28 protein-coding genes are annotated in these 25,230 nt (G+C 58.9%); 21 read left to right on the top strand and 7 right to left on the bottom strand.

Annotated elements, in window-relative coordinates; all coding sequences use genetic code 11:
* Positions 1-105: 105 nt before the first annotated feature.
* A complete protein-coding gene (gene fabB, locus ACOI7Z_RS10430; protein ID WP_002913291.1) occupies positions 106-1,326 on the top strand; it encodes a beta-ketoacyl-ACP synthase I in 1,221 nt (406 codons plus the stop codon).
* A gap of 209 nt (positions 1,327-1,535) precedes the next feature.
* Complete coding sequence (locus tag ACOI7Z_RS10425) at positions 1,536-2,711, top strand: MFS transporter (protein ID WP_087849545.1); 1,176 nt, start codon at positions 1,536-1,538, stop codon at positions 2,709-2,711.
* Between the two features lie 86 nt (positions 2,712-2,797).
* Here ACOI7Z_RS10425 and flk read toward each other — a convergent pair whose 3' ends face one another.
* A complete protein-coding gene (gene flk / locus ACOI7Z_RS10420; RefSeq protein WP_080901554.1) occupies positions 2,798-3,775 on the bottom strand; it encodes a flagella biosynthesis regulator Flk in 978 nt (325 codons plus the stop codon).
* Between the two features lie 110 nt (positions 3,776-3,885).
* On the opposite strand from flk, the gene pdxB reads away from it, so the two are divergent.
* The 10 genes from pdxB (at position 3,886) to ACOI7Z_RS10370 (ending at position 13,710) form a co-directional block, all read left to right on the top strand.
* A complete protein-coding gene (gene pdxB, locus ACOI7Z_RS10415) occupies positions 3,886-5,022 on the top strand; it encodes a 4-phosphoerythronate dehydrogenase PdxB (RefSeq protein WP_032453607.1) in 1,137 nt (378 codons plus the stop codon).
* A 63-nt stretch (positions 5,023-5,085) separates the two neighbouring features.
* Positions 5,086-6,099, top strand: coding sequence for an aspartate-semialdehyde dehydrogenase (locus tag ACOI7Z_RS10410; protein WP_023290529.1), 1,014 nt, complete (start codon positions 5,086-5,088; stop codon positions 6,097-6,099).
* Positions 6,099-6,911: a tRNA pseudouridine(38-40) synthase TruA gene (gene truA, locus ACOI7Z_RS10405; protein WP_032453605.1), complete on the top strand. Its 813-nt coding sequence runs from the start codon at positions 6,099-6,101 to the stop codon at positions 6,909-6,911. Before ACOI7Z_RS10410 ends, truA begins: the two co-directional genes overlap by 1 nt.
* 26 nt (positions 6,912-6,937) lie before the next feature.
* Positions 6,938-7,597 (top strand): DedA family protein, encoded by a 660-nt coding sequence (locus tag ACOI7Z_RS10400; RefSeq protein ID WP_002913221.1) that lies wholly within the window; start codon positions 6,938-6,940, stop codon positions 7,595-7,597.
* A 186-nt stretch (positions 7,598-7,783) separates the two neighbouring features.
* Entirely contained in the window at positions 7,784-8,704 is a 921-nt protein-coding gene (accD, locus tag ACOI7Z_RS10395) for an acetyl-CoA carboxylase, carboxyltransferase subunit beta (protein ID WP_004201773.1), read from the top strand.
* Positions 8,705-8,779: 75 nt separating this feature from the next.
* A complete protein-coding gene (folC, locus tag ACOI7Z_RS10390; protein WP_087849543.1) occupies positions 8,780-10,048 on the top strand; it encodes a bifunctional tetrahydrofolate synthase/dihydrofolate synthase in 1,269 nt (422 codons plus the stop codon).
* Entirely contained in the window at positions 10,038-10,730 is a 693-nt protein-coding gene (dedD, locus tag ACOI7Z_RS10385; protein WP_048336251.1) for a cell division protein DedD, read from the top strand. Before folC ends, dedD begins: the two co-directional genes overlap by 11 nt.
* A gap of 218 nt (positions 10,731-10,948) precedes the next feature.
* The gene (gene cvpA, locus ACOI7Z_RS10380) at positions 10,949-11,437 is read left to right on the top strand and encodes a colicin V production protein (protein ID WP_023290523.1); all 489 of its coding nucleotides are present in this window, start codon (positions 10,949-10,951) and stop codon (positions 11,435-11,437) included.
* A gap of 33 nt (positions 11,438-11,470) precedes the next feature.
* Positions 11,471-12,988, top strand: a complete 1,518-nt coding sequence (gene purF / locus ACOI7Z_RS10375; protein ID WP_004180758.1) for an amidophosphoribosyltransferase — start codon at positions 11,471-11,473, stop codon at positions 12,986-12,988.
* 137 nt (positions 12,989-13,125) lie between these two features.
* Positions 13,126-13,710, top strand: coding sequence for a UbiX family flavin prenyltransferase (locus ACOI7Z_RS10370; protein ID WP_087849542.1), 585 nt, complete (start codon positions 13,126-13,128; stop codon positions 13,708-13,710).
* A gap of 65 nt (positions 13,711-13,775) precedes the next feature.
* Here ACOI7Z_RS10370 and ACOI7Z_RS10365 read toward each other — a convergent pair whose 3' ends face one another.
* Entirely contained in the window at positions 13,776-13,937 is a 162-nt protein-coding gene (locus tag ACOI7Z_RS10365; RefSeq protein WP_170927861.1) for a hypothetical protein, read from the bottom strand.
* A gap of 40 nt (positions 13,938-13,977) precedes the next feature.
* Here ACOI7Z_RS10365 and argT point away from each other — a divergent pair, with 40 nt between their 5' ends.
* The 5 genes from argT (at position 13,978) to hisP (ending at position 18,057) form a co-directional block, all read left to right on the top strand.
* Positions 13,978-14,760, top strand: coding sequence for a lysine/arginine/ornithine ABC transporter substrate-binding protein ArgT (gene argT / locus ACOI7Z_RS10360; protein WP_004180753.1), 783 nt, complete (start codon positions 13,978-13,980; stop codon positions 14,758-14,760).
* A gap of 267 nt (positions 14,761-15,027) precedes the next feature.
* Positions 15,028-15,810 (top strand): histidine ABC transporter substrate-binding protein HisJ, encoded by a 783-nt coding sequence (gene hisJ, locus ACOI7Z_RS10355; RefSeq protein ID WP_002913209.1) that lies wholly within the window; start codon positions 15,028-15,030, stop codon positions 15,808-15,810.
* A gap of 66 nt (positions 15,811-15,876) precedes the next feature.
* A complete protein-coding gene (locus tag ACOI7Z_RS10350) occupies positions 15,877-16,563 on the top strand; it encodes a histidine ABC transporter permease HisQ (RefSeq protein WP_087849541.1) in 687 nt (228 codons plus the stop codon).
* On the top strand, positions 16,560-17,276 hold the full coding sequence (gene hisM, locus ACOI7Z_RS10345; RefSeq protein WP_002913207.1) for a histidine ABC transporter permease HisM: 717 nt from the start codon (positions 16,560-16,562) through the stop codon (positions 17,274-17,276). Before ACOI7Z_RS10350 ends, hisM begins: the two co-directional genes overlap by 4 nt.
* Positions 17,277-17,283: 7 nt before the next feature.
* Complete coding sequence (gene hisP / locus ACOI7Z_RS10340) at positions 17,284-18,057, top strand: histidine ABC transporter ATP-binding protein HisP (protein ID WP_002913206.1); 774 nt, start codon at positions 17,284-17,286, stop codon at positions 18,055-18,057.
* Between the two features lie 5 nt (positions 18,058-18,062).
* On the opposite strand, the gene ACOI7Z_RS10335 is transcribed toward hisP, so the two are convergent.
* A complete protein-coding gene (locus ACOI7Z_RS10335) occupies positions 18,063-18,590 on the bottom strand; it encodes a GNAT family N-acetyltransferase (protein ID WP_023290520.1) in 528 nt (175 codons plus the stop codon).
* A gap of 128 nt (positions 18,591-18,718) precedes the next feature.
* On the opposite strand from ACOI7Z_RS10335, the gene ACOI7Z_RS10330 reads away from it, so the two are divergent.
* On the top strand, positions 18,719-18,826 hold the full coding sequence (locus tag ACOI7Z_RS10330; protein ID WP_167878903.1) for a hypothetical protein: 108 nt from the start codon (positions 18,719-18,721) through the stop codon (positions 18,824-18,826).
* Here ACOI7Z_RS10330 and ACOI7Z_RS10325 read toward each other — a convergent pair.
* The 3 genes from ACOI7Z_RS10325 to yfcG all read right to left on the bottom strand — a co-directional run bounded on the left by ACOI7Z_RS10325 (position 18,806) and on the right by yfcG (position 20,775).
* Complete coding sequence (locus tag ACOI7Z_RS10325) at positions 18,806-19,699, bottom strand: TIGR01777 family oxidoreductase (protein WP_087849540.1); 894 nt, start codon at positions 19,697-19,699, stop codon at positions 18,806-18,808. The genes ACOI7Z_RS10330 and ACOI7Z_RS10325 overlap by 21 nt on opposite strands.
* 18 nt (positions 19,700-19,717) lie before the next feature.
* Positions 19,718-20,080, bottom strand: coding sequence for a dihydroneopterin triphosphate 2'-epimerase (gene folX / locus ACOI7Z_RS10320; RefSeq protein ID WP_002913200.1), 363 nt, complete (start codon positions 20,078-20,080; stop codon positions 19,718-19,720).
* Between the two features lie 65 nt (positions 20,081-20,145).
* Positions 20,146-20,775, bottom strand: a complete 630-nt coding sequence (gene yfcG / locus ACOI7Z_RS10315) for a GSH-dependent disulfide bond oxidoreductase (protein WP_023290519.1) — start codon at positions 20,773-20,775, stop codon at positions 20,146-20,148.
* Positions 20,776-20,955: 180 nt separating this feature from the next.
* Here yfcG and yfcF point away from each other — a divergent pair, with 180 nt between their 5' ends.
* Genes yfcF through yfcD form a run of 3 tightly spaced genes read left to right on the top strand, consistent with a single transcriptional unit; the run spans position 20,956 to position 22,817 of the window.
* Positions 20,956-21,600 (top strand): glutathione transferase, encoded by a 645-nt coding sequence (gene yfcF, locus ACOI7Z_RS10310; protein WP_032453600.1) that lies wholly within the window; start codon positions 20,956-20,958, stop codon positions 21,598-21,600.
* 56 nt (positions 21,601-21,656) lie between these two features.
* Positions 21,657-22,208, top strand: coding sequence for a phosphodiesterase (gene yfcE, locus ACOI7Z_RS10305; protein ID WP_023290517.1), 552 nt, complete (start codon positions 21,657-21,659; stop codon positions 22,206-22,208).
* Positions 22,209-22,265: 57 nt separating this feature from the next.
* Positions 22,266-22,817: an NUDIX hydrolase YfcD gene (gene yfcD / locus ACOI7Z_RS10300; protein WP_002913197.1), complete on the top strand. Its 552-nt coding sequence runs from the start codon at positions 22,266-22,268 to the stop codon at positions 22,815-22,817.
* 90 nt (positions 22,818-22,907) lie between these two features.
* On the opposite strand, the gene pta is transcribed toward yfcD, so the two are convergent.
* Positions 22,908-25,055: a phosphate acetyltransferase gene (pta, locus tag ACOI7Z_RS10295; protein ID WP_032453599.1), complete on the bottom strand. Its 2,148-nt coding sequence runs from the start codon at positions 25,053-25,055 to the stop codon at positions 22,908-22,910.
* Between the last annotated feature and the right edge of the window lie 175 nt (positions 25,056-25,230).

Raw genomic sequence — 25,230 nt, 5'->3', positions numbered from 1 at the left:
GGCGCAAATTTATACACAAAATGTCTGATCGGACTTGTTCGGCGTACAAGTGTACGCTATCGTGCGACACGAAACTTAAAATAGTGCGACTTACAGAGGTATTTAATGAAACGTGCAGTGATTACTGGCTTGGGCATCGTTTCCAGCATCGGTAATAACCAGCAGGAAGTCCTGGCATCTCTGCGTGAAGGACGTTCAGGGATCACTTTCTCTCAGGAGCTGAAAGATTCAGGGATGCGCAGCCACGTATGGGGCAACGTCAAACTGGATACCACTGGCCTCATTGACCGCAAAGTAGTGCGCTTCATGAGCGACGCCTCCATCTATGCTTACCTGTCCATGGAACAGGCCGTTGCCGACGCAGGTCTGGCGCCGGAAGCATACCAGAATAACCCGCGTGTCGGCCTGATCGCAGGCTCCGGCGGCGGCTCCCCGAAATTCCAGGTCTTCGGCGCCGATGCCATGCGCAGCCCGCGTGGTCTGAAAGCCGTGGGTCCGTATGTGGTCACCAAAGCGATGGCTTCCGGCGTTTCCGCCTGCCTCGCCACGCCGTTTAAAATCCACGGCGTTAACTACTCCATCAGCTCCGCCTGCGCCACTTCCGCACACTGCATCGGTAACGCGGTAGAGCAGATCCAGCTGGGCAAACAGGATATCGTCTTTGCCGGCGGCGGCGAAGAGCTGTGCTGGGAAATGGCCTGCGAGTTCGACGCCATGGGCGCGCTGTCCACCAAATACAACGACACGCCGGAAAAAGCCTCCCGCACCTATGACGCCAACCGTGACGGCTTCGTTATCGCCGGCGGCGGCGGTATGGTCGTGGTGGAAGAGCTGGAACACGCCCTGGCGCGCGGCGCGCACATCTATGCGGAAATCGTCGGCTACGGCGCAACCTCCGATGGCGCAGACATGGTAGCCCCATCAGGTGAAGGCGCAGTGCGCTGCATGCAGATGGCGATGCACGGCGTTGATACCCCGATCGACTACCTGAACTCCCACGGTACTTCCACGCCGGTCGGCGACGTGAAAGAGCTGGGCGCGATCCGCGAAGTGTTCGGCGACAACAGCCCGGCTATCTCGGCGACCAAAGCAATGACCGGTCACTCGCTGGGCGCTGCTGGCGTGCAGGAAGCTATCTACTCCCTGCTGATGCTGGAGCACGGCTTTATCGCGCCGAGCATCAACGTCGAAGAGCTGGACGAGCAGGCTGCCGGCCTGAACATCGTCACCAAACCGACTGACGCTAAGCTGACCACCGTGATGTCCAACAGCTTCGGCTTTGGCGGCACCAACGCCACGCTGGTGATGCGTAAATACAACGCCTAATCGGCACGCGATGCACTGAGGGGAGCCACCGGCTCCCCTTTTTTGTCATCTTGACAGGGTAAGAGCCCGCAGGCACACTGCTGGCGGATCCATTAGTCTCTCCACTAATGCGTAAGCGTTTAACGTCAACCAACGCGCCTTAACCCTGATAGTCAGGTGGAGGGGGCGTGTCGCTTTGCTCGCCTTACTCTGCGAATCTGGAGTAATGCATGTCCGCAGTCACTGAAACAACATCTCATTCTTCCGCGAATTTTTCGCTTTTTCGCATTACGCTCGCCGTCTTTTTGACCTATATGACCGTCGGTTTGCCGCTGCCGGTGATCCCGCTGTTTGTCCATCAGGAGCTGGGATTGGGTAACACCATGGTCGGCGTAGCGGTGGGGATCCAGTTCCTCGCCACCGTTCTTACCCGCGGCTACGCCGGGCGCCTGGCAGACCAGTACGGCGCCAAACGCTCCGTCCTGCAAGGGATGCTGGCCTGCGCCCTGGCCGGCGCGGCCTGGCTGGCCGCTGCGCTGCTGCCGCTGTCGGTGTTCGCGAAGCTGGGCCTGTTGCTGCTGGGCCGCCTGATCCTCGGGTTTGGCGAAAGCCAGCTGCTGACCGGCAACCTGAGCTGGGGGATGGGGCTGGTGGGGCCGGCCCGCTCAGGCAAAGTGATGTCATGGAACGGCATGGCGATGTACGGCTCGCTGGCGGTGGGCGCCCCGCTGGGATTGTTAATTTACAGCCACTTTGGCGTGGCGGTCCTGGCCTGCGTCACCATGGGACTACCGCTTGTCGCCTTGCTCATCAACGGCACGGTGCGCAAAGTGGCGGCGCACGGCGGCGAGCGGCCTTCACTGTGGAGCGTCATCGGCATGATCTGGCGGCCGGGTATTGGCCTGGGCCTGCAGGGCGTCGGCTTTGCGGCGATCGGCACCTTCGTTTCTCTCTATTTTGCCAGTCAGAACTGGCCGATGGCCGGATTTACCCTGACGGCGTTTGGCGGCGCCTTTGTGCTGATGCGGGTGCTGTTTGGCTGGATGCCGGATCGGTTTGGCGGCGTTAAAGTGGCGATGGTCTCGCTGCTGATAGAGGCGGTCGGTCTGACGCTGCTGGGGCTGGCGCCCGGCGTCTGGGTGGCGCTGGCCGGCGCTGCGCTGACCGGATGCGGCTGTTCGCTTATTTTCCCGTCGCTTGGCGTGGAGGTGGTGAAGCGTGTCCCGGCGCAGGTGCGCGGCACTGCGCTCGGCGGCTATGCGGCCTTTCAGGATATCTCTTATGGCCTGACCGGGCCGCTGACCGGTCTGCTGGCCACTTCGCTGGGCTACTCGTCGGTATTCCTTGCCGGCGCCCTCTGCGCGGCGCTGGGGATCCTCGTCACCCTCATCTCATTTCGCCACTAGGTTGTTGTCAGACCAGAAACCGCCGTAGTAAACACTGCGGCGTTTGGCATCAAAGGGTGCCGTGAACGCCGCCTGTGCCTGCTGGGCTACAGCAGGAGCCACAGCACCAGGAGCAGGACAACCGCGCCCAGCGCCAGCTGCCAAGGCTTAGCGGCCCATGTCTGCCGGGTCGCGGGCTCCTCCTGCGGGATCGCCAGCGTCTCCTGGGCGCGGGCCACCCGCAGCACAAACACCTTATTCAGCAGCGCCAGGATCTGCGCCGGGCTCAGCGTGGTCTGCGGCGTGACCTGCCAGTTGCGACGGGCAAAGTCGACTATCTTCTGCCACTCCGCGGCCTCCAGCGGCTGCTTGAGCGCCCCCTGCAGCGAGGTAAGCGTGGGCGCGCTTTGCGCGCTGAGCGTCTGCCGCGCCTGCAGCCAGTACGAAAGCGGCGTGAAGTGCGTCGCCGGGATCAGCTCCCCGGACTTGACGCCGCAAAGTTCCAGCATGGACTGCCAAATCAGTTTGCTTGGTTCGCCGGTGGCGGCCGCCAGCTTAGTCACCAGCTGATTGAGCGTGTTGTGCTCGGCCGGCAGCAGTGGACGAAGGGTCGGCGGGCGCTGCTGCGGCTGCGGGATCGACAGCTGACCGCGCTGCAGCAGATGCAGAATGTTCTCCAGTTGCGACTGGCTGAGGGCATGCAGCGCCGTTTGCCCATAATGCTGACGAATATAATCGCTCACCGCCTGGCGGTTATTGCCCTGGCCGAGCAGATCGCTGAGCTGCGCCAGGGTCTGGCGATGATGATGATTGTCCTGCGCGGCGGCCAGGCGCTGGTTGAGACTGGCCTCGGCGGCGCTGAAATGGCGGGCCAGCAGGGGCGTGTCGCCTTTCAGTCCGAGGTCATGTTTGACGCAGGCCCACACTTCCGCATTCTGCTGCGAGGTCAGCGCCACCAGGCGCGTGATCAGTCGCTCCAGGACGGTGCGTTGCTGCATGGAAAGCGAAGGTTCGCCGGTGGCGGCAGTGCCTGATGGGCCTCGCCCTGGAGGACGGTCTGGCATATCTGCAAGGGGGTGCGTCATGATTCATCCTTTCGATATCGCGGTGCTGGAACCAGGTGATGAGTATGCCTGGCGGCCAGATTATGGCACACTTCCCCGGTTAACTCTCGTTCTCAGACAGGTACTGAACTGTGAAAATCCTCGTTGATGAAAATATGCCCTATGCCCGTGAGCTTTTTAGCCGTTTAGGCGACGTGCAGGCGATCCCGGGCCGCCCGGTCCCGGCCGATGCCCTGACCGATGCGGATGCCTTAATGGTGCGCTCGGTCACCCGGGTCAATGAAGCATTGCTTGCCGGCAAGGCCATCAGGTTCGTCGGCACCGCGACCGCAGGCACCGATCATGTCGATCAGGCGTGGCTGCAGCAGGCGGGGATTGGTTTCTCCGCGGCGCCAGGCTGCAACGCCATTGCGGTGGTGGAGTATGTCTTTTCATCGCTGCTGATGCTGGCCGAACGTGACGGCTTCGCGCTGCGCGATCGCACCGTCGGGATTGTCGGCGTCGGTAACGTCGGCGGGCGGCTGCAAAAGCGTCTGGAGGCGCTGGGCATCAAAACTCTGCTCTGCGATCCGCCGCGCGCTGACCGCGGCGACGAAGGCGACTTCCGCTCCCTTGACGATCTGGTCCAGCAGGCCGATGTCCTCACCTTCCATACCCCGCTGTATAAAGAAGGACAATATAAAACGTTGCATCTGGCGGATGAGGCGCTGATTAGCCGCCTGAAGCCCGGAACGATTTTGATCAACGCTTGCCGCGGGCCGGTGGTGGATAACGCCGCGTTGCTGAAACGCCTGGAAGCCGGTCAGTCCCTGAGCGTGGTGCTGGACGTTTGGGAGCCGGAGCCGGATCTCAACATAGCGCTTCTCAAGCGGGTGGATATCGGCACGGCGCATATCGCCGGCTACACCCTTGAAGGGAAGGCGCGCGGGACGACGCAGGTATTCGAAGCCTATAGCGCCTTTATCGGTCATCCGCAGCAGGTGGCGCTGGATACCCTGCTGCCGGCCCCGGAGTTTGGCCGCATCACCCTGCATGGCCCGCTCGATCAGCCGACGCTGAAAAGACTGGTTCATTTGGTGTATGATGTGCGCCGCGATGATGCGCCGCTGCGGAAGGTGGCGGGCGTCGCCGGTGAATTCGACAAGCTGCGTAAAAATTATCAGGAACGTCGCGAATGGTCTTCGCTGTACGTGCAGTGCAGCGATGAGCAGGCGGCGACGCTGTTGCGCCAGCTCGGTTTTAACGCCGTGCATCATCCTGTTCGTTAATGTCTTCTTAATGCCCCTGCCGGATACTCCGGCAGGGCCGCTTTATTTCTGGAGTAAACCACCATGTCTGAAGGCTGGAATATTGCCGTACTGGGCGCAACGGGCGCCGTAGGCGAAGCCCTGCTCGAAACTCTCGCTGAACGCCAGTTCCCGGTGGGGGAGATTTTTGCTCTGGCGCGCAATGAAAGCGCGGGCGAACATCTGCGTTTTGGTGGCAAGTCGGTGATCGTCAAGGACGCCGCCGAGTTTGACTGGACCCAGGCCCAGCTGGCTTTCTTTGCCGCAGGCGTCGAAGCCAGCGCAGCGTATGTCGAAGATGCGACAAACGCCGGATGTCTGGTTATCGATCTCAGCGGCCTGTTTGCGTTGGAGCCGGACGTACCGCTGGTGGTGCCGGACGTGAACCCGTTCGTGTTAGGCGATTACCGCAACCGCAATCTGATTGCGGTGCCCAATAGTCTGACCAGCCAACTGCTGACGGCGCTGAAGCCGCTTATCGATCAGGGTGGACTGTCGCGCATTAGCGTCACTAACCTGCTCTCCGCCTCAGGGCAGGGGAAAAAAGCGGTGGATGCGCTGGCAGGGCAGAGCGCCAAGCTGCTGAACGGCATCCCCATCGATGAAGACGATTTCTTTGGCCGCCAGCTGGCCTTCAACATGCTGCCGCTGCTGCCGGATCGTGAAGGTAGCGTGCGCGAAGAGCGCCGTATCGTCGATGAAGCGCGCAAAATTCTTCAGGATGACGGGCTGATGATCTCCGCCAGCGTCGTCCAGTCGCCGGTCTTCTACGGCCATGCGCAGATGGTGAACTTTGAAGCGATGCGTCCGCTGGCGGCGGAAGAGGCGCGTGACGCCTTTACCCGCGGCGAGGAGATCGAACTTTCTGAAGAGGGCGAATTCCCCACTCAGGTTGGCGACGCTTCCGGCAACGCCCGTCTCTCCATCGGCTGCGTGCATAATGATTACGGCATGCCGGAGCAAGTCCAGTTCTGGTCGGTGGCGGATAACGTCCGCTTCGGCGGCGCGCTGATGGCGGTGAAGATCGCCGAGAAGCTGATTGAGGAGTACCTGTACTGATGTCTGAGATGGAGCAACAGCCGGTCTGTAAAATCGCGCTGGGCATCGAGTACGACGGTAGCAAATATTACGGCTGGCAGCGGCAAAACGAAGTACGCAGTGTGCAGGAGAAGCTGGAAAAGGCGCTCTCGCAGGTGGCGAACGAACCCATTACCGTCTTTTGCGCCGGCCGCACCGACGCCGGTGTCCATGGCACCGGCCAGGTGGTGCATTTCGAAACCCGGGCGCAGCGTAAAGATGCCGCCTGGACGCTGGGGGTAAATGCGAATTTACCTGGTGACATCGCGGTGCGTTGGGTCAAACATGTCCCGGCGGATTTTCACGCCCGGTTCAGCGCCACGGCGCGCCGCTATCGTTACGTCATCTATAATCATCGCCTGCGTCCGGCGGTATTAAGTCAGGGCGTCACGCATTTTCACCAGCCGCTCGACGCCGCGCGCATGCAGCGTGCCGCACAGTGTCTGCTGGGGGAGAATGACTTTACCTCGTTTCGCGCGGTGCAGTGCCAGTCGCGTACCCCGTGGCGCAACGTGATGCATATTAACGTTACCCGCTACGGCGCTTATGTGGTGGTGGATATCAAAGCGAATGCCTTTGTACATCATATGGTCAGGAATATTGTGGGCAGCCTGATGGAAATCGGGGCCGGAAACCAGCCGGAGAGCTGGATGGCAGAACTGCTGGCAGCAAAAGACAGGACGCTCGCTGCGGCAACGGCAAAAGCGGAAGGGTTGTATCTGGTGTCGGTGGATTACCCGGCCCATTATGATTTACCGGTGCTGCCAATGGGCCCGCTGTTTCTGGCGGACTAATAGGGTCATTAAGGGTAAAGACAAACATGGACTTGATTCACTTTTTAATTGATTTCATCCTGCATATTGATGTGCACCTGGCCGAGCTGGTCGCCCAGTATGGCGTCTGGGTTTATGCCATTCTGTTTTTGATTCTGTTCTGCGAAACCGGGCTGGTGGTAACGCCGTTCCTGCCGGGGGATTCCCTGCTGTTCGTCGCGGGCGCGCTCTCGGCCCTGCCCACCAACGATCTGAATGTCCACCTGATGGTATTGCTGATGGTCATCGCAGCTATCGTCGGCGATGCGGTCAACTACACCATTGGCCGGCTGTTCGGCGAAAAGCTGTTCAGCAACCCGAACTCGAAGATTTTCCGTCGCAGCTATCTGGATAAAACCCATAGCTTCTACGAACGTCACGGCGGAAAAACCATTATCCTGGCGCGCTTTGTGCCGATAGTCCGAACCTTCGCGCCGTTTGTGGCGGGAATGGGGCATATGTCCTATCGTCATTTTGCGGCCTATAACGTCGTCGGGGCGCTGCTGTGGGTGCTGCTGTTCACCTACGCCGGCTATCTGTTTGGCGATCTGCCGGTGGTGCAGGAGAACCTGAAGCTGCTGATCGTGGCGATCATCGTGCTTTCCGTCCTGCCGGGCGTGATTGAGATTATTCGCCATAAGCGGGCGGCGGCGAAGCAGGCGAAGTAGTTTAGCCTGCGTTGCGCGTGACGGTACATGAGCGTCACGCGCAGCGGTTTGACCACTTTTTTATCCCATGTTCCGGGATGATATGATTTAATGTGCAACATTCATGGTCTGTAAGAGGCAAAAATGGCATTATGCGCCCCTTACGACAAAACTGGCATCGACCAGGTTCAGGCAGAAAGGTTATCAATGAGCTGGATTGAACGAATTAAAAGCAACATCACTCCCACCCGCAAGGCGAGCATTCCTGAGGGTGTATGGACCAAGTGCGACAGCTGCGGTCAGGTACTCTACCGCGCCGAGCTGGAGCGCAACCTGGAGGTTTGTCCTAAGTGCGATCACCATATGCGCATGTCGGCGCGTAATCGCCTGCATAGCCTGTTGGATGAAGGTTCTCTGGTGGAACTGGGTAGCGAACTTGAGCCAAAAGATGTGCTGAAGTTCCGCGATTCAAAAAAATACAAAGACCGCCTGGCGTCCGCTCAAAAAGAGACGGGCGAAAAAGACGCGCTGGTGGTGATGAAAGGTACGCTCTATGCGATGCCGGTGGTGGCCGCCGCCTTTGAATTCTCCTTTATGGGGGGATCGATGGGTTCCGTCGTTGGCGCACGCTTTGTGCGCGCGGTGGAGCAGGCGCTGGAAGATAACTGCCCGCTGATCTGCTTCTCCGCCTCCGGTGGCGCCCGTATGCAGGAAGCGCTGATGTCGCTGATGCAGATGGCGAAAACCTCCGCGGCGCTGGCAAAAATGCAGGAGCGCGGATTACCGTACATCTCTGTGCTGACCGACCCGACCATGGGCGGCGTATCGGCGAGCTTTGCGATGCTGGGTGACCTGAACATTGCCGAGCCGAAAGCGCTGATCGGCTTTGCCGGTCCTCGCGTCATTGAGCAGACCGTACGTGAGAAGCTGCCGCCGGGATTCCAGCGCAGTGAGTTCCTGATTGAAAAAGGGGCGATCGATATGATCGTTCGCCGTCCGGAAATGCGTCTCAAGCTGGCCAGCATTCTGGCGAAGCTGATGAACCTGCCGGCGCCGGTTGCCGCTTCGGAAACGCCTCATGAAGGCGTGGTGGTGCCGCCGGCACCGGATCAGGAACCCGAGGCCTGATAAAGCAGAGGGCAGGGCCTGGCGGCGCTGCCCTTTTTTATTCAAACGCGTTAACCGTCAATTCTTGCGGGCATCATGGAAAAAGATCCTATTCCTCAGGCCACGTCGCCCCTGGCTACGTGGCTTTCTTATCTGGAACATCTGCACAGTAAAACCATCGACCTGGGGCTGGCGCGCGTCAGCGAGGTCGCGCGGCAGATGGATATCGTCAAACCGGCGCCGTTCGTCTTTACGGTCGCGGGCACCAATGGCAAAGGCACCACCTGCCGCACGCTGGAAACGGTCCTGATGGCGGCCGGCTATAAAGTGGGGGTCTACAGCTCTCCGCATCTGGTGCGCTACACCGAACGCGTGCGCATTCAGGGAGCGGAACTGCCGGAGGCAGCGCATACGGCCTCGTTTGCGGAGATTGAAGCTGCGCGGGGCGACATCTCGCTGACCTATTTTGAGTACGGCACGCTCTCTGCGCTATGGTTGTTTAAGCAGGCGCAGCTGGACGTGGTGATCCTGGAGGTGGGCCTCGGCGGCCGTCTCGACGCCACCAATATCGTGGATGCCGACGTCGCCGTGGTCACCAGCATCGCCCTCGATCATACCGACTGGCTGGGACCGGATCGCGACAGTATCGGCCGGGAGAAAGCCGGTATCTTCCGTGCCGGTAAACCGGCGGTGGTAGGGGAGCCGGATATGCCGCATACCATTGCTGAAGTGGCGCGCGAGAAGGGCGCGCTGCTCCAGCGCCGCGGCGTCGACTGGCGCTATGAGGTGGAAGGCGAGACATGGTCCTTCCGCGACGCGGGCGGGGCGTTAAGCCGCCTGCCGCTGCCTCAGGTGCCGTTGCCGAATGCCGCCACGGCCGTGGCGGCGCTGCGCGCCAGCGGCCTTGCCGTCGATGACGCTATCCTGCGCGCGGGGATCCGCGACGCGATGCTGCCGGGACGCTTTCAGATAATCTGCGACGCCCCGCGGGTGATCCTCGATGTGGCGCATAACCCGCACGCGGCGGCTTATCTCGCCGGGCGTCTCAAAACGTTAGCGAAAACGGGACGCGTGCTGGCGGTTATTGGTATGCTGCATGATAAGGACATCGCCGGTACGCTGGCCAATCTGACGCCGGAAGTTGACGTCTGGTACTGCGCGCCGCTGGAGGGTCCGCGCGGGGCGACGGCGGAGCAGCTGGTGGAACATTTGCGTGGCGGCACAGTCTATAGCAGCGTGGCGCAGGCATGGCGCGCGGCCATGGCTGACGCTAAAGCGGAAGATACAGTGCTGGTGTGTGGTTCATTTCATACGGTAGCGCAGGTAATGGAAGAGATTGACGCGGGGAGAATCGGTGGCGAGTAAGTTTCAGAACCGTTTAGTCGGGACAATCGTGCTGGTGGCGCTGGGGGTGATTATCCTGCCAGGGCTGCTGGACGGGCAGAAAAAGCATTATCAGGATGAGTTTGCCGCGATCCCGCTGGTGCCGAAACCCGGCGATCGCGATGAACCGGATATGCTGCCGGCGGCGACTCAGGCGCTGCCTTCGCAGCCGCCGGAAGGGGCGGCGGAGGAGGTGCGGGCTGGCGATGCCGCTGCGCCATCGTTAGATCCGTCGCGTATCCCGGTGAACAGCAACAGCTTCGATGACGTTCAGGAGCCGGTGGTTGCCGCGAAACCGCAGCCTAAACCCCAGCCGAAGCCGCAGCCGAAGCCGCAACAGCAGGCTGCGACGCCTACCCCTCCGCCGGCTAAGCCTCAGCAGCAACCACCGCAGCAGCAGGCGGCCCTGCCGGCGCCGACCGGCAAGGCCTATGTGGTCCAGCTGGGCGCGTTGAAGAACGCCGATAAGGTGAACGAGATCGTCGGTAAGCTACGGGCATCGGGCTTCAAAGTCTATACATCGCCTTCGACGCCGGTACAGGGTAAAATTACCCGTATCCTCGTCGGCCCGGATGCGTCAAAAGACAAGCTGAAGGGCCAGCTGGGCGATCTGCAACAGATCTCCGGGCTCAGCGGGGTGGTGATGGGCTTCACCCCGAACTGATGGTTTTTTTCCGCCATGCGGAGAGAACGCGGCGGGGCTAAACGCCCCGCAAACCCTGTCTCAGCCGCCCTGAAGAGGCGAAAGGCAGTCTGGCGTTGAATGTTTTTTCAGCGCCATTTTTATTTCTGTAGGGCAAGGAAATCCCTACGCAAACGTTTTCTTTTTCTGTTAGAATGCGCCCCGAACTGGACGACAGGGCGTAAAATCGTGGGACGTATATGGTCTGGATTGATTACGCCATTATGGCGGTGCTGGGTCTTTCTTGCCTGGTCAGCCTGATCCGCGGCTTCGTTCGCGAAGCTTTATCGTTAGTCACGTGGGGTTGCGCGTTTTATGTCGCCAGCCACTACTACGCTGACCTGTCTGTCTGGTTTACGGGCTTTGAGGATGAACGGGTTCGAAATGGGATTGCTATTGCGGCGCTGTTTATCGTGACGCTCATCGTTGGCGCTATCGTGAACTATGTGATAGGCCAGCTGGTGGAGAAGACCGGTTTGTCAGGTACCGACAGGGTATTGGGGATCTGCTTCGGCGCGCTACGTGGGGTGCTGATCATCGCCGCTATCCTGTTCTTCCTTGACACCTTTACCGGGATGGCGAAGAGCGATGACTGGCAGCAGTCGCAGTTTATTCCCTATTTTACCCCCGTCATCAGATGGTTTTTTGAATACCTGCAAAGCTCGTCAAGTTTCTTGCCTAAAGTATAGACTTTGGGTCGTTGCTGAACGAGGAAAAGACGTATGTGCGGTATTGTCGGTATCGCCGGTGTTATGCCGGTTAACCAGTCGATTTATGATGCGCTAACGGTGCTCCAGCACCGTGGACAGGATGCCGCTGGCATCATCACCATTGATGCCAACAACTGCTTCCGGTTGCGTAAGGCTAACGGGCTGGTAAGCGACGTATTCGAAGCCCGCCATATGCAGCGTATGCAGGGCAATATGGGGATTGGCCACGTGCGTTACCCCACGGCGGGCAGCTCCAGCGCCTCCGAAGCGCAGCCGTTTTACGTCAACTCGCCGTATGGCATCACGTTGGCGCATAACGGCAACCTGACCAACGCCCATGAGCTGCGTAAAAAGCTGTTTGAAGAAAAACGCCGCCATATCAATACCACCTCAGATTCCGAAATCCTCCTCAATATTTTCGCCAGTGAGCTGGATAACTTCCGTCACTACCCACTGGAAGCGGACAACATCTTTGCCGCGATTGCGGCGACCAACCGCCTGATCCGCGGCGCGTACGCTTGCGTGGCGATGATCATCGGTCATGGCATGGTGGCCTTCCGCGACCCGAACGGCATTCGTCCGCTGGTGCTGGGCAAACGTGACGTAGGCGATGGCCGCACCGAGTATATGGTGGCCTCGGAAAGCGTGGCGCTTGACACCCTTGGCTTTGAATTCCTGCGCGATGTGGCGCCGGGCGAAGCGGTTTATATTACCGAGAAGGGCCAGCTATTTACCCGTCAGTGCGCCGATAACCCGGTCAGCAACCCGTGCCTGTTCGAGTATGTCTATTTTGCCCGTCCGGACTCGTTTATCGACAAAATTTCCGTCTACAGCGCCCGCGTCAATATGGGGACTAAGCTTGGCGAAAAGATTGCCCGCGAGTGGGAAGATCTGGATATTGACGTCGTTATCCCGATCCCGGAGACCTCCTGCGATATCGCGCTGGAGATCGCCCGCATCCTTGACAAGCCTTATCGTCAGGGCTTCGTGAAGAACCGCTACGTCGGCCGCACATTTATCATGCCGGGTCAGCAACTGCGTCGTAAGTCTGTGCGCCGCAAGCTCAACGCCAACCGTGCGGAGTTCCGCGATAAGAACGTGCTGCTGGTGGACGATTCCATCGTCCGCGGCACCACCTCGGAGCAGATCATCGAGATGGCGCGCGAAGCAGGGGCGAAAAAAGTGTATCTGGCCTCAGCCGCGCCGGAAATTCGTTTCCCGAACGTGTACGGTATCGATATGCCGACCGCCAACGAACTTATCGCCCATGGCCGCGAAGTGGATGAGATCCGCCAGATCATCGGCGCCGATGGCCTGATTTTCCAGGATCTCAACGATCTGATCGAAGCGGTGCGCGCGGAAAATCCGGATATTCAGCAGTTTGAATGCTCAGTGTTCAACGGCGTATACGTCACCCGGGATGTCGACCAGCAGTACCTCGACTACCTCGATTCCCTGCGTAACGATGATGCCAAAGCGGTCCAGCTGCAGAACGAAGTCGAAAACCTCGAGATGCACAACGAGGGTTAAGCCGTTCGCGCATCGCGGGCCCGCCGTTCCTGATGGACGGCGGGCCTTTTTTTCGCCCGGCAACCGTGCGTCAATGGTTGCGCCAACGGCTATAATCCGGCAAAGTCTGCGGCACGACGCGCAAGGGGTAACTGAACGTGAAACGACTGATTATTGGCATTTCCGGCGCCAGCGGCGCCATCTATGGCGTGCGGATGCTGCAGGTGCTACGGGATGTGCCGGATATTGAAACCCATTTGATCCTCAGCCAGGCGGCGCGCCAGACGCTGGCGATGGAGACCGACTTTACCGTGCGTGAAGTGCAGGCGCTGGCTGATGTGGTGCATGATGCCCGCGACATCGCCGCCAGCATCTCCTCCGGCTCGTTTAAAACCGCCGGGATGGTGATTTTACCCTGCTCAATGAAAACGCTCTCGGGTATTGTCCATAGCTACACGGATGGTCTGCTGACGCGGGCGGCGGATGTGGTGCTGAAGGAGCGTCGTCCGCTTGTGCTCTGCGTGCGGGAGACCCCGTTCCATCTTGGCCATCTGCGTCTGCTGGTGCAGGCCGCGGAGCTGGGGGCGGTGATTATGCCGCCGGTGCCGGCCTTCTACCATCGGCCGCAAAGCCTGGATGATGTTATCAACCAGACCGTCAACCGGGTGCTCGATCAGTTCGACATTAGCCTGGAACAAGACTTGTTTACTCGCTGGCAAGGGGCCCAGAATTGCACCAAATAGGTGCGTGAAATGTACGCTTGCGCTGCGGTGGTGCAAATTTGTCGCCCCGATCAAATCCTCGACATTTATTTCGTCTTTTTGCGCTCAGGCGCTGCGGTTTCGCCAGTAATGCTGGTATCTTCCCTTTTAAGACAATCCTGCAACTTTATTTTAACAAATTTAACCCTGTTCCCGGCACGCACCGGGAAGATGGCACAAAAACTGCAGTATTGCTCGGCAATCACCATAACAAGCAACGCACCACATCACGACACTTAAGGGTACTGTATGAAGAAGACGATTCTGGCTCTCTCTTTACTCGTGGGAATGAGCAGCACGGCCAGCGTGTTCGCTGCTCTGCCGCAGAGCATTCGCATTGGCACTGACGCGACCTATGCGCCGTTTTCGTCGAAAGACGCGAAAGGGGACTTTGTTGGCTTTGATATCGATTTAGGCAATGAACTGTGCTCCCGTATTAAGGTGAAATGTACCTGGGTCGGCAGTGATTTTGACTCCCTGATCCCCTCCCTCAAGGCGAAGAAAATTGACGCCATCATCTCCTCGCTCTCCATCACCGAGAAGCGCCAGCAAGAGATCGCCTTCTCTGACAAGCTTTATGCCGCCGACTCCCGTCTGATCGCGGCCAAAGGCTCGCCGATCCAGCCGACGCTGGAGGCGCTGAAAGGTAAACACGTCGGCGTGCTGCAGGGATCCACGCAGGAAGCCTATGCTAACGATCGCTGGCGCAGCCAGGGCGTTGACGTGGTGGCCTATCAAAACCAGGACCTGATCTATTCCGACCTCTCCGCAGGTCGTCTGGATGCGGCGCTGCAGGATGAAGTCGCCGCCAGCGAAGGCTTCCTCAAACAGCCCGCCGGGAAAGATTTCGCCTTCGCCGGCCCGTCGGTTAAAGACAAAAAGTATTTTGGCGACGGCACCGGTATCGGCCTGCGTAAGGACGACGCCGAGCTGAAAGCCGCGTTTGATAAAGCGCTGGGCGAGATGCGCAAAGACGGCACCTACGACAAAATGGCGAAGAAATACTTCGATTTTAACGTCTACGGCGACTAAGACTGCCGCAGGCCCGCGCTATCGGGTGGGCCTGCCGCCATGCTCGTGTAAAAGCCCTGAAAAGGTGCATCGCCAGACGCTGTGGATCATTTTAGTGCAAAGGCGGCCGCTTTTGTGGCTAAAAAATGCATAGTTAAGCGTTTGTGATGCAAAAAAATGGCCTTTCTGGTGCATAAATCTTTGCCCTCAAGGGGCGAATAATGGCACGATAACTGGTGTTAATAGTTCTAATAAACCCGTTAGAATGACAGTCTGTCGAGGATAGTTATGAAAAAACTGGCGTTGTCTCTCTCTTTAGCGCTGGCCCTTTCCAGCGTTTCCACGGTCTTTGCCGCTATTCCGCAAAAAATTCGTATCGGTACCGATCCGACTTATGCTCCCTTCGAATCGAAGAATGCGCAGGGGGAATTGGTAGGTTTTGATATCGATCTGGCAAAAGAGCTGTGTAAGCGTATAAATACCCAATGTACCTTTGTGGAAAACCCGCTGGATGCGCTGATCCCCTCTTTAAAAGCGAAGAAAATCGACGCGATTATGTCTTCGCTGTCGATTACCGAAAAGCGTCAACAGGAAATCGCTTTCACCGACAAACTGTATGCGGCTGATTCGCGTCTGGTGGTGAAAAAGGGCAGCCCCGTGACGCCGGACCTCGCCACCCTGAAGGGTAAGCGCGTGGGCGTGCTGCAGGGCACGACGCAGGAAACTTATGGTAATGAGCACTGGGCGCCGAAAGGTATCGAGATTGTCTCTTATCAGGGACAGGACAATATCTATTCCGACCTGACCGCCGGCCGTATTGATGCCGCTTTCCAGGATGAGGTCGCGGCCAGCGAAGGGTTCCTGAAACAGCCTATCGGTAAAGATTACCAGTTTGGCGGTCCGTCGATTAAAGACGAAAAGCTGTTCGGCGTCGGCACCGGTATGGGGCTGCGTAAGGAAGACAACGAACTGCGAGAAGCGCTGAATAAGGCGTTTGCAGAGATGCGTAAGGACGGCACCTACGACAAGCTGGCGAAAAAATATTTCGATTTTAACGTATACGGCGAATAATTCTCACGCCTCACCACTGCGCGTCCGATTCACGCGCAGTGGTGGATGACAGACAGGGTAGGCAGCATGCTGTATGGGTTTTCACAGGTTATTTTGCAGGGTGCGCTCGTCACCCTGGAGCTTGCGCTCAGCTCGGTCGTTCTCGCCGTCCTGATCGGGCTGGCGGGCGCGGGCGCAAAGCTATCGAGCAACCGTCCTCTGGCGCTGGTGTTTGAAGGCTATACCACACTGATTCGCGGCGTCCCCGACCTGGTGCTGATGCTGTTGATTTTCTACGGCCTGCAGATTGCGCTCAACAGCGTCACCGACGCGTTGGGCATGTCGCAGTTTGATATTGACCCGATGATCGCCGGGATAATTACACTTGGCTTTATCTATGGCGCCTATTTTACGGAAACCTTCCGCGGCGCCTACCAGGCGGTGCCGAAGGGGCATATCGAAGCGGCCACCGCCTTTGGCTTCAGCGGCGGGCAGACGTTCCGGCGCATCCTGTTCCCGGCGATGATGCGCTACGCGTTGCCGGGGATCGGCAACAACTGGCAGGTTATCCTCAAGGCGACGGCGCTGGTCTCGCTGCTGGGGCTGGAGGATGTGGTCAAAGCCACGCAGCTGGCGGGCAAAAGCACCTGGCAGCCGTTCTACTTCGCCATCGTCTGCGGCCTGATTTATCTGGTGTTTACCACCCTGTCTAATGGCGTACTGCTGCTGCTCGAACGCCGCTATACCGTTGGCGTGAAGAGGGCTGACCTGTGATTGAAATTATTCAGGAGTACTGGAAATCACTGCTGTGGACCGACGGGTATCGCTTTACCGGCGTGGCGATTACCTTATGGTTGCTGATCTCTTCGGTGGTCATGGGAGGCATCCTGGCGGTCTTTCTGGCAATCGGCCGCGTTTCGAGCAATAAGTTCATCCAGTTTCCCATCTGGCTGTTTACTTACATATTTCGCGGCACGCCGCTGTACGTGCAGCTATTGGTCTTTTACTCCGGCATGTACACCCTGGAAATCGTCAAAGGCACTGAACTGCTGAACGCCTTTTTCCGCAGCGGGTTAAACTGTACGGTGCTGGCGCTGACCCTGAACACCTGCGCCTATACCACCGAAATTTTCGCTGGCGCGATCCGCTCGGTACCGGCGGGCGAAATTGAAGCGGCGCGGGCCTACGGCTTCTCTTCGGTCAAACTGTACCGCTGCATCATCCTGCCTTCCGCGCTGCGGATTGCGCTGCCGGCCTACAGTAACGAAGTGATCCTGATGCTGCACTCAACGGCGCTGGCGTTTACCGCCACGGTGCCGGATCTGCTGAAAATCGCCCGCGATATCAACTCGGCCACCTATCAACCGTTCACCGCCTTCGGCATCGCCGCGGTGCTCTATTTAATTATCTCGTATGTGCTGATTAGCTTGTTCCGCAAAGCGGAAAAGCGCTGGTTGCAGCATATCAAACCTTCTTCAACGCATTGAGAACGCCATGTCCGACAATAAATTAAACGTTATCGATCTGCATAAACGCTATGGGGAACACGAGGTGCTGAAGGGCGTCTCGCTGCAGGCGAAAGCCGGGGACGTTATCAGTATCATCGGTTCATCGGGCTCCGGGAAAAGTACCTTTTTGCGTTGTATTAACTTCCTTGAAAAACCGAGCGAAGGCACGATCGTCGTCAGCGGCCAGAATATTGGCCTGGTACGGGATAAAGACGGCCAGCTGAAGGTAGCCGACAAGAACCAGCTGCGCCTGCTGCGCACCCGGTTGACCATGGTGTTTCAGCATTTCAATCTGTGGAGCCATATGACGGTGCTGGAGAACGTCATGGAGGCGCCGATTCAGGTGCTGGGCTTAAGCAAACAGGAAGCGCGCGAACGGGCGGTAAAATACCTGGCCAAGGTCGGGATAGACGAACGTCAGCAGGCGAAATACCCGGTGCATCTTTCCGGCGGCCAGCAGCAGCGTGTCTCTATTGCCCGCGCGCTGGCGATGGAGCCGGAGGTGCTGCTGTTTGATGAGCCGACCTCCGCGCTGGATCCGGAGCTGGTGGGCGAAGTGTTACGCATTATGCAGCAGCTGGCGGAAGAGGGGAAAACCATGGTGGTGGTGACCCACGAAATGGGCTTTGCCCGCCACGTCTCTTCGCATGTCATTTTCCTGCATCAGGGAAAAATTGAAGAAGAAGGGCATCCGGACGCGCTGTTCGGCGCGCCGAAAAGCCCGCGCCTGCAGCAGTTTCTGAAAGGTTCGCTGAAATAAACGGCTCACCCGGCGTCCGCGGGCGCCGGGTGGGATCCACGCTCCAGCCGGTAGATCCAGTCATCGTAATCGACGCCGTTCAGATGATAGGCTTTCTCCAGCACCTGCGTGCGTACAAAGCCCTGCTTCTCCAGCAGGCGCGATGAGCCACGATTCTCTGCCAAAACCCAGGCATTGATAGCCCGCACCCCCAGCGTACTGAAACCATAATCGCAGATCGCCCGCAGCGCTTCGCTGGCATACCCTTTTCCCTGAGCCTCGGGCAGCAGCGCATAGCCGACGTCGGCCTCGTGCGGATTTTTAGGGCTGACGCGAAGCCCAATATCGCCCAGCGCATCGCCGCGCTGATTACGCAGAACATACACGCCGGGATCGGCGCAGCGACTGGCGAACACGCTGCGCAACGCCTCCTCGCTTAACATTTCGCCCATAAAACGCATCACCTGCGGATCCTGGCGCAGGCGCAGAAAAAAGGGCCAGTCATCGGTAACAAAGCGGGTAAGCGAAAGGCGAGGCGTGGTGATGGTCGTCATAAAGCAGTCAATACAAAGAAGCAAAGGCCTACCTTAGCACTTTACTCCGCCTGTTAACACCGGCGAACCGGCCCGCTGGCGATGAACTCAGGCGCTTCAGGGCGCGGGTTGTCCGGGATAGGGCGACACTGCAGCGCCAGGCTGAGAACATCCAGGCGTGGGGCATTAGCCAGCAGAATGGAATCAGGGGAGCCAATGCCCCCCCGTGTCAGCCATTAACTCAGCACATCCTTTAGCGCTTCGTCGAGATCGTACCAGCGGAAGGCGAAGCCGGCGGCTTCCAGCCGCTTAGGCAGCGCGCGCTGACCGCCGAGCACCAGGACGGCGGATTCGCCCATCAGCAGGCGGATGGCGGCGGCGGGGACGCGGAAAATCGCCGGTCGATTGAGCGCATGACCCAGCGCGTGGGCGAACTGCTCGTTATGTACGGGATAGGGCGAAACCATATTGAACGGGCCGCGCAGATCGTTATCCAGCAGCCACAGAATGCCGTTAACCATATCGTCGATATGGATCCAGGCCAGGTACTGTCTGCCGCTGCCGATAGGCCCGCCGAGGCCGAGCTTAAAGGCCGGGGTCATTTTGCCGAGAATACCGCCCCGCGGCGCCAGTACCACGCCGGTGCGCAGCAGACAAACGCGAGTGCGATTGCTTTGCGCTTCGCAGGCAATTTGCTCCCAGCGGGCGCAGAGCTTATGGGTAAACTCATTGTGCGGCGGCTCTTCTTCGGTCACCACCACTTCGCCGAGGTCGCCGTAATAGCCGGTGGCTGACCCGCTGATCAGCACGGAGGGAGGGGTGTCGCTGGCGTGGATCAGGCCCACCAACCGCTGAGTGAGATCCCAGCGACTATGGCATAAGCGCTGTTTCTGTTCGGCGGTCCAGCGTTTATCGGCGATGGGCTCGCCCGCCAGATTGATGACGGCATCGATGTCATTGAGGTGGTGATGGCCCTCGAAATCGCGCCACAGCGTGACGCGCGGATCGAGATGGGCGCGGGCGGTATCCGGATGTCGGGTGGAGACCGTGACGCTATGCCCGAGCTCCAGCAATCTGGGTATCAGATGTCGGCCAATCAGGCCGGTACCACCAGTAAGCAGGATCTTCATACCACCTCCCTGACATGGTTAGCGCCGCCAGCTCATGGTCATGGATACCGAGTCGGCATAGCGCAGCGCGTGAAGTTTATCGATCTCCACTTCAGCATATGTGACCCAGTGATGTTCGCATGCGATATTCAGCACATCCTGAGTTAATTTTTCCAGCAGCGAAAAACGACCATTCTCAAGATGGCTGATGATGCGTTTGGTAATGGTGCGGTAGTTCAACGCATCATTAATGTCTTCGCTGTCGCGCGCTTTATCGGCAGGGTAGTGAATGGCCACATTCACCACCACGTCCTGGCGGTTGGCGATCTCTTCCTCTTTAATACCAATAAAAGTACGCAGGCGCAGGTTCTTAATACGAATAATGGCGTCTGGTTGAGACATTGCAGGCTTCCTCCGTGGTGTAAGTCCTGCAATCATACAACAAAGCGCGACGGGCGAGCAGGGGGTTAATAAGACTGAATTTTTAGCATCGCTTCCACTGTCGCCGGCCGCTGCTTAATGCGCTCATACCAGTTATGCACCGCCGGATAGTTCGCCAGATCGATCCGCTGGCGAACATGGCAGTTCACCCAGGGCCAGGCGGCGATGTCGGCGATGCTGTAGTGGTCCCCGCCCAGCCACGGGCTGGATCCCAGGCGGTGATTCAGTACCCCGTAGAGTCGCTGGGTTTCCACCTGAAAACGCTCAATCGCGTAGGGCACGGTTTGCGGCGCTGAGTGGGAAAAATGCTGATTTTGCCCCAGCATCGGTCCCAGGCCGCCGACCTGCCAGAACAGCCATTGTAGGGTGGTATAGCGCGCCCGCAGCTCCCCGCTCAGCAGCTTGCCGCTTTTTTCCGCCAGATAGAGCAGAATGGCGCCAGACTCAAAGACGCTCAACGGCGCGCCGCCGTCGGCAGGCATGTGGTCGACGATAGCCGGAATTTTGTTATTCGGCGAAATCGCCAGAAACTGCGGATGAAACTGCTCCCCTTTACCGATATCGACCCGGATTAGCCGATAGGCCAGCTGCGCCTCTTCGAGAAAGAGGGTGATTTTGTGGCCGTTTGGGGTGGGCGCATAGTAGAGATCGATCATAATATTTCCCGCCGTCGTGGGTCGCAAACTGATCGAGTATAGGTGAAGCTGCGCGACCCGGGAGAAAATCCGCGAGCGGCGCGTCGGTCTGTCGCCAGCCACGCAGCGGGCGAGCAGTGACATCGCCTGTAAGACAGGCTATGTTGGTTTATTGCCCTGTCTACCAACCCTGAGGAAGCTATGAGCCAGCCTGTGATTACCCTGTGGTCCGATGCCGATTTTTTCTCACCGTACGTGATGTCTGTCTATGTCGCGCTGCAGGAAAAGAGCCTGCCTTTTAGCCTTAAAACCATCGACCTGAACCGCGGCGAACATCTGCAGGCCGGCTGGACGGGCTATGCCGCCACCCGTCGCGTACCGCTGCTTGAGGTTGACGATTTCGCGCTGAGCGAGTCTTCGGCGATTACCGAATATCTGGATGAACGTTTCGCGCCGCCTGAGTGGGAGCGCCTTTATCCACACGATCTGCAAAAGCGGGCCCGCGCCCGGCAGATCCAGGCCTGGCTGCGCAGCGATCTGGTGCCCATTCGTGAAGAGCGATCCACCGCCGTGGTGTTTGGCGGAGTGAAAATGCCGGCGCTCAGCGAGGCAGGCAAGCGGTCGGCGGAAAAACTGTTTGCCACCGCGACCACGCTGCTGGCCCACGGCGGGCAAAATTTATTCGGCGAATGGTCTATAGCCGACGCCGACCTGGCGCTGATGCTCAATCGTCTGGTTCTCAATGGCGATGAGGTGCCGGAGGCGCTGGCGGATTATGCGGCGTTCCAGTGGCAGCGGGCCTCAATCCAGCGTTACGTGGCGCTTTCCGCCAAACGCGGAGGCTGATAACCCGCTGCGCTTCCGCTATCATAGAGGCATCGTAACCAGTGGAGATGGAACCTATGAAGCTGATGTTTGCCTCCGATATTCATGGTTCGCTGCCCGCCACGGAACGCGTGCTTGAACGGTTCGCGCAAAGTGGCGCCAGGTGGCTGATCATCCTCGGCGATGTGCTTAATCACGGACCGCGCAACGCGTTGCCGGAGGGCTATGCGCCGGCGGAGGTGGCCGAGCGGCTGAACAGCGTGGCGGAGCGCATCATTGCCGTCCGCGGTAACTGCGACAGCGAAGTGGATCAAATGCTGCTTCGTTTTCCCATGACCGCACCCTGGCAGCAGGTGCTTGGCGAAGGCTATCGCCTGTTTCTGACCCACGGTCATCTGTATAGCCCGGACAATTTGCCGCCACTTGCCGCTGGCGATGTCCTGGCGTATGGCCATACTCATATTCCGGTTGCTGAAAAACGCGGGGCGATCTCTCTGTTTAATCCTGGCTCAGTGAGTATCCCGAAAGGGGGATATTCCGCCAGCTATGGGCTACTGGATGAGGGGCGTCTGCAGGTTTTAGCACTCAATGATAATCAGGTTATTGCAGAGGTCGCAATTTACCCGTAATTTAGCCCTCAATCATAAAGACGCGCCGCAAGAGCGCTTTTAAAGTAAGGTTTCCTGATGGCGGAACAGAATCATTTGGCAAGCACAGAATGGGTCGATATTGTTAATGAAAACAATGAGGTGATAGCACAGTCCAGCCGCGAGCAGATGCGCGCGCAGTGCCTGCGCCACCGGGCGACCTATATCGTCGTTCACGACGGAATGGGGAAAATTCTGGTGCAGCGACGCACCGAGACAAAAGACTTTCATCCGGGCATGCTGGATGCCACCGCCGGCGGCGTCGTGCAGGCTGATGAGCAATTGCTGGAGTCGGCCCGCCGCGAGGCGGAAGAGGAGTTAGGCATCGCCGGGGTGCCGTTTGCCGATCACGGCCAGTTCTACTACGAAGATAAATTCTGCCGCGTCTGGGGAAGCCTGTTCAGCTGCGTTTCCCACGGGCCGTTTGCCCTGCAGGAAGAAGAGGTAAGCGAGGTGTGCTGGTTAACGCCGGAAGAGATCACCGCCCGCTGCGATGAGTTCACGCCCGACTCCCTGAAAGCGCTGGCGCTGTGGATGACCCGCAACGCCGGTAACGAGTATGATGACGCGGAAGAGAGCGAGCGCGAATAATCGCGCGAACGCGTGGCAGCAAACGCTGTTCGCCTCCTGACAAAAAAAGGCAGCCATCTGGCTGCCTTTTGTTTTTCTCTCAGCGAGCGATTACTTCTGCTGCTGAGCTGACTGGATCGCGGTCAGTGCGATGGTGTAGACGATATCGTCTACCAGCGCGCCACGAGACAGATCGTTGACCGGCTTGCGCATACCCTGCAGCATCGGCCCGATGGAGATCAGGTCGGCAGAGCGCTGTACCGCTTTGTAAGTGGTGTTACCGGTGTTCAGATCCGGGAAGATGAACACGGTCGCGCGGCCAGCTACCGGCGAGTTCGGCGCTTTGGATTTCGCGACGTCAGCCATCACCGCGGCGTCATACTGCAGCGGACCGTCGATCATCAGGTCAGGACGTTTTTCCTGCGCCAGGCGGGTCGCTTCGCGGACTTTTTCTACATCGCTACCCGCGCCGGAAGTACCGGTGGAGTAGGAGAGCATCGCCACGCGCGGTTCGATGCCGAAGGCAATCGCGGAGTCAGCGGACTGAATCGCGATTTCCGCCAGCTGCTCTGCGGTCGGATCCGGGTTGATCGCGCAGTCGCCGTAAACGTAAACCTGTTCCGGCAGCAGCATGAAGAACACCGAAGAGACCAGCGAGCTGCCCGGTGCGGTTTTGATCAGCTGCAGCGGCGGACGAATGGTGTTGGCGGTGGTGTGTACCGCGCCGGACACCAGGCCGTCGACTTCGTCTTGTTCCAGCATCAGGGTGCCGAGAACCACGTTATCTTCCAGCTGCTCGCGGGCGACTGCTTCGGTCATGCCCTTGCTCTTACGCAGTTCGACCAGGCGAGCCACGTAGCTTTCGCGTACCACTTCCGGGTCGACGATTTCGATACCGGCGCCCAGCTCAACGCCCTGCGCTGCCGCAACGCGGTTGATCTCATCCGGGTTACCCAGCAGCACACAGGTGGCGATCCCGCGTTCGGCGCAGATAGCGGCGGCTTTCACGGTACGCGGCTCGTCGCCTTCCGGCAGAACCACGCGTTTGCCGGCTTTGCGCGCCAGCTCGGTCAGCTGGTAGCGGAAGGCTGGCGGGGAGAGACGACGGCTGCGCTCAGAGGTCGCGGTCAGCGATTCGATCCAGTCGGCGTTGATGTAGTTGGCGACGTATTCCTGAACTTTCTCAATGCGCTCGTGATCGTCAACCGGTACTTCGAGGTTGAAGCTCTGCAGGCTCAGGGAGGTCTGCCAGGTGTTGGTGTTGACCATGAATACCGGCAGGCCGGTGGCGAAGGCGCGTTCGCACAGCTTGCTGATGCGCGCGTCCATTTCATAGCCGCCGGTCAGCAGGATGGCGCCGATTTCCACGCCGTTCATCGCTGCCAGGCAGGCGGCAACCAGCACGTCAGGACGATCTGCAGAGGTAACCAGCAGCGAGCCCGCGCGGAAGTGCTCCAGCATGTGCGGGATGCTGCGCGCGCAGAAGGTCACGGATTTGACGCGGCGGGTGTTGATGTCGCCTTCGTTGATGATGGTCGCATTCAGGTGATGGGCCATGTCGATCGCGCGGGTGGCGATCAGATCGAAGCTCCACGGTACGGCGCCCAGCACCGGCAGCGCGCTGCCGTTTTGCAGCTGAGCCGGGTCGATCTTCACGACTTTCGCTTTGGATGAGTCGTCGAAGATTTCTGACAGGTCAGGACGGGTACGGCCCTGCTCGTCGACCGGCGCATTCAGTTTGTTGATGATAACGCCGGTGATGCTGGTATTTTTCGCGCCGCCAAAGCTGTTGCGGGTCAGTTCAATACGCTCGTTCAGCTGTTCTGGCGTATCGGTGCCCTGCGACATCACGAAGACGATTTCCGCGTTCAGGGTTTTGGCGATTTCAAAGTTCAGCGCCTGGGCGAACTGATGCTTACGGGTCGGCACCAGGCCTTCCACCAGTACCACTTCCGCGTCCTGAGTGTTCGCGTGGTAGTTGGCGATGATCTCTTCCATCAGCACATCTTTCTGATTGCTGGAGAGCAGAGACTCAACGTGGTTCATCTTCAGCGGTTCAGCAGCGGTGGTGGTGGAGGAGCTGGCGCGAACGATGGTGGTGGTCTGGTCCGGGGCATCGCCGCCGGAGCGCGGCTGGGCGATAGGTTTAAAGACGCTCAGACGAACGCCTTTGCGTTCCATAGCGCGGATCACACCGAGGCTGACGCTGGTCAGGCCTACGCTGGTACCGGTAGGAATTAACATGATAGTACGGGACACGGTATATCCTCTTTCGTTACCGCCAGTATCAGGCGGGATACAAAACAGCACCACCAGCGACCCGTCATACTCCACGTTGCACGTGCGTTGGCTCTACTTGCTCACCCCGGTCGCGTACGCGCTGTACGCGCCGGGGATCTGCTGTGTCGCCGCCTTCCTGCAGCTCGAAGTATTG

Source organism: Klebsiella sp. C283 (genome assembly GCF_048822555.1).
In the GTDB taxonomy this organism is placed as follows: Bacteria; Pseudomonadota; Gammaproteobacteria; order Enterobacterales; family Enterobacteriaceae; genus Klebsiella; species Klebsiella quasipneumoniae.
The sequence above is the reverse complement of the archived record's forward strand: the minus strand, read 5'-3'. Positions and strand labels throughout refer to the sequence as shown.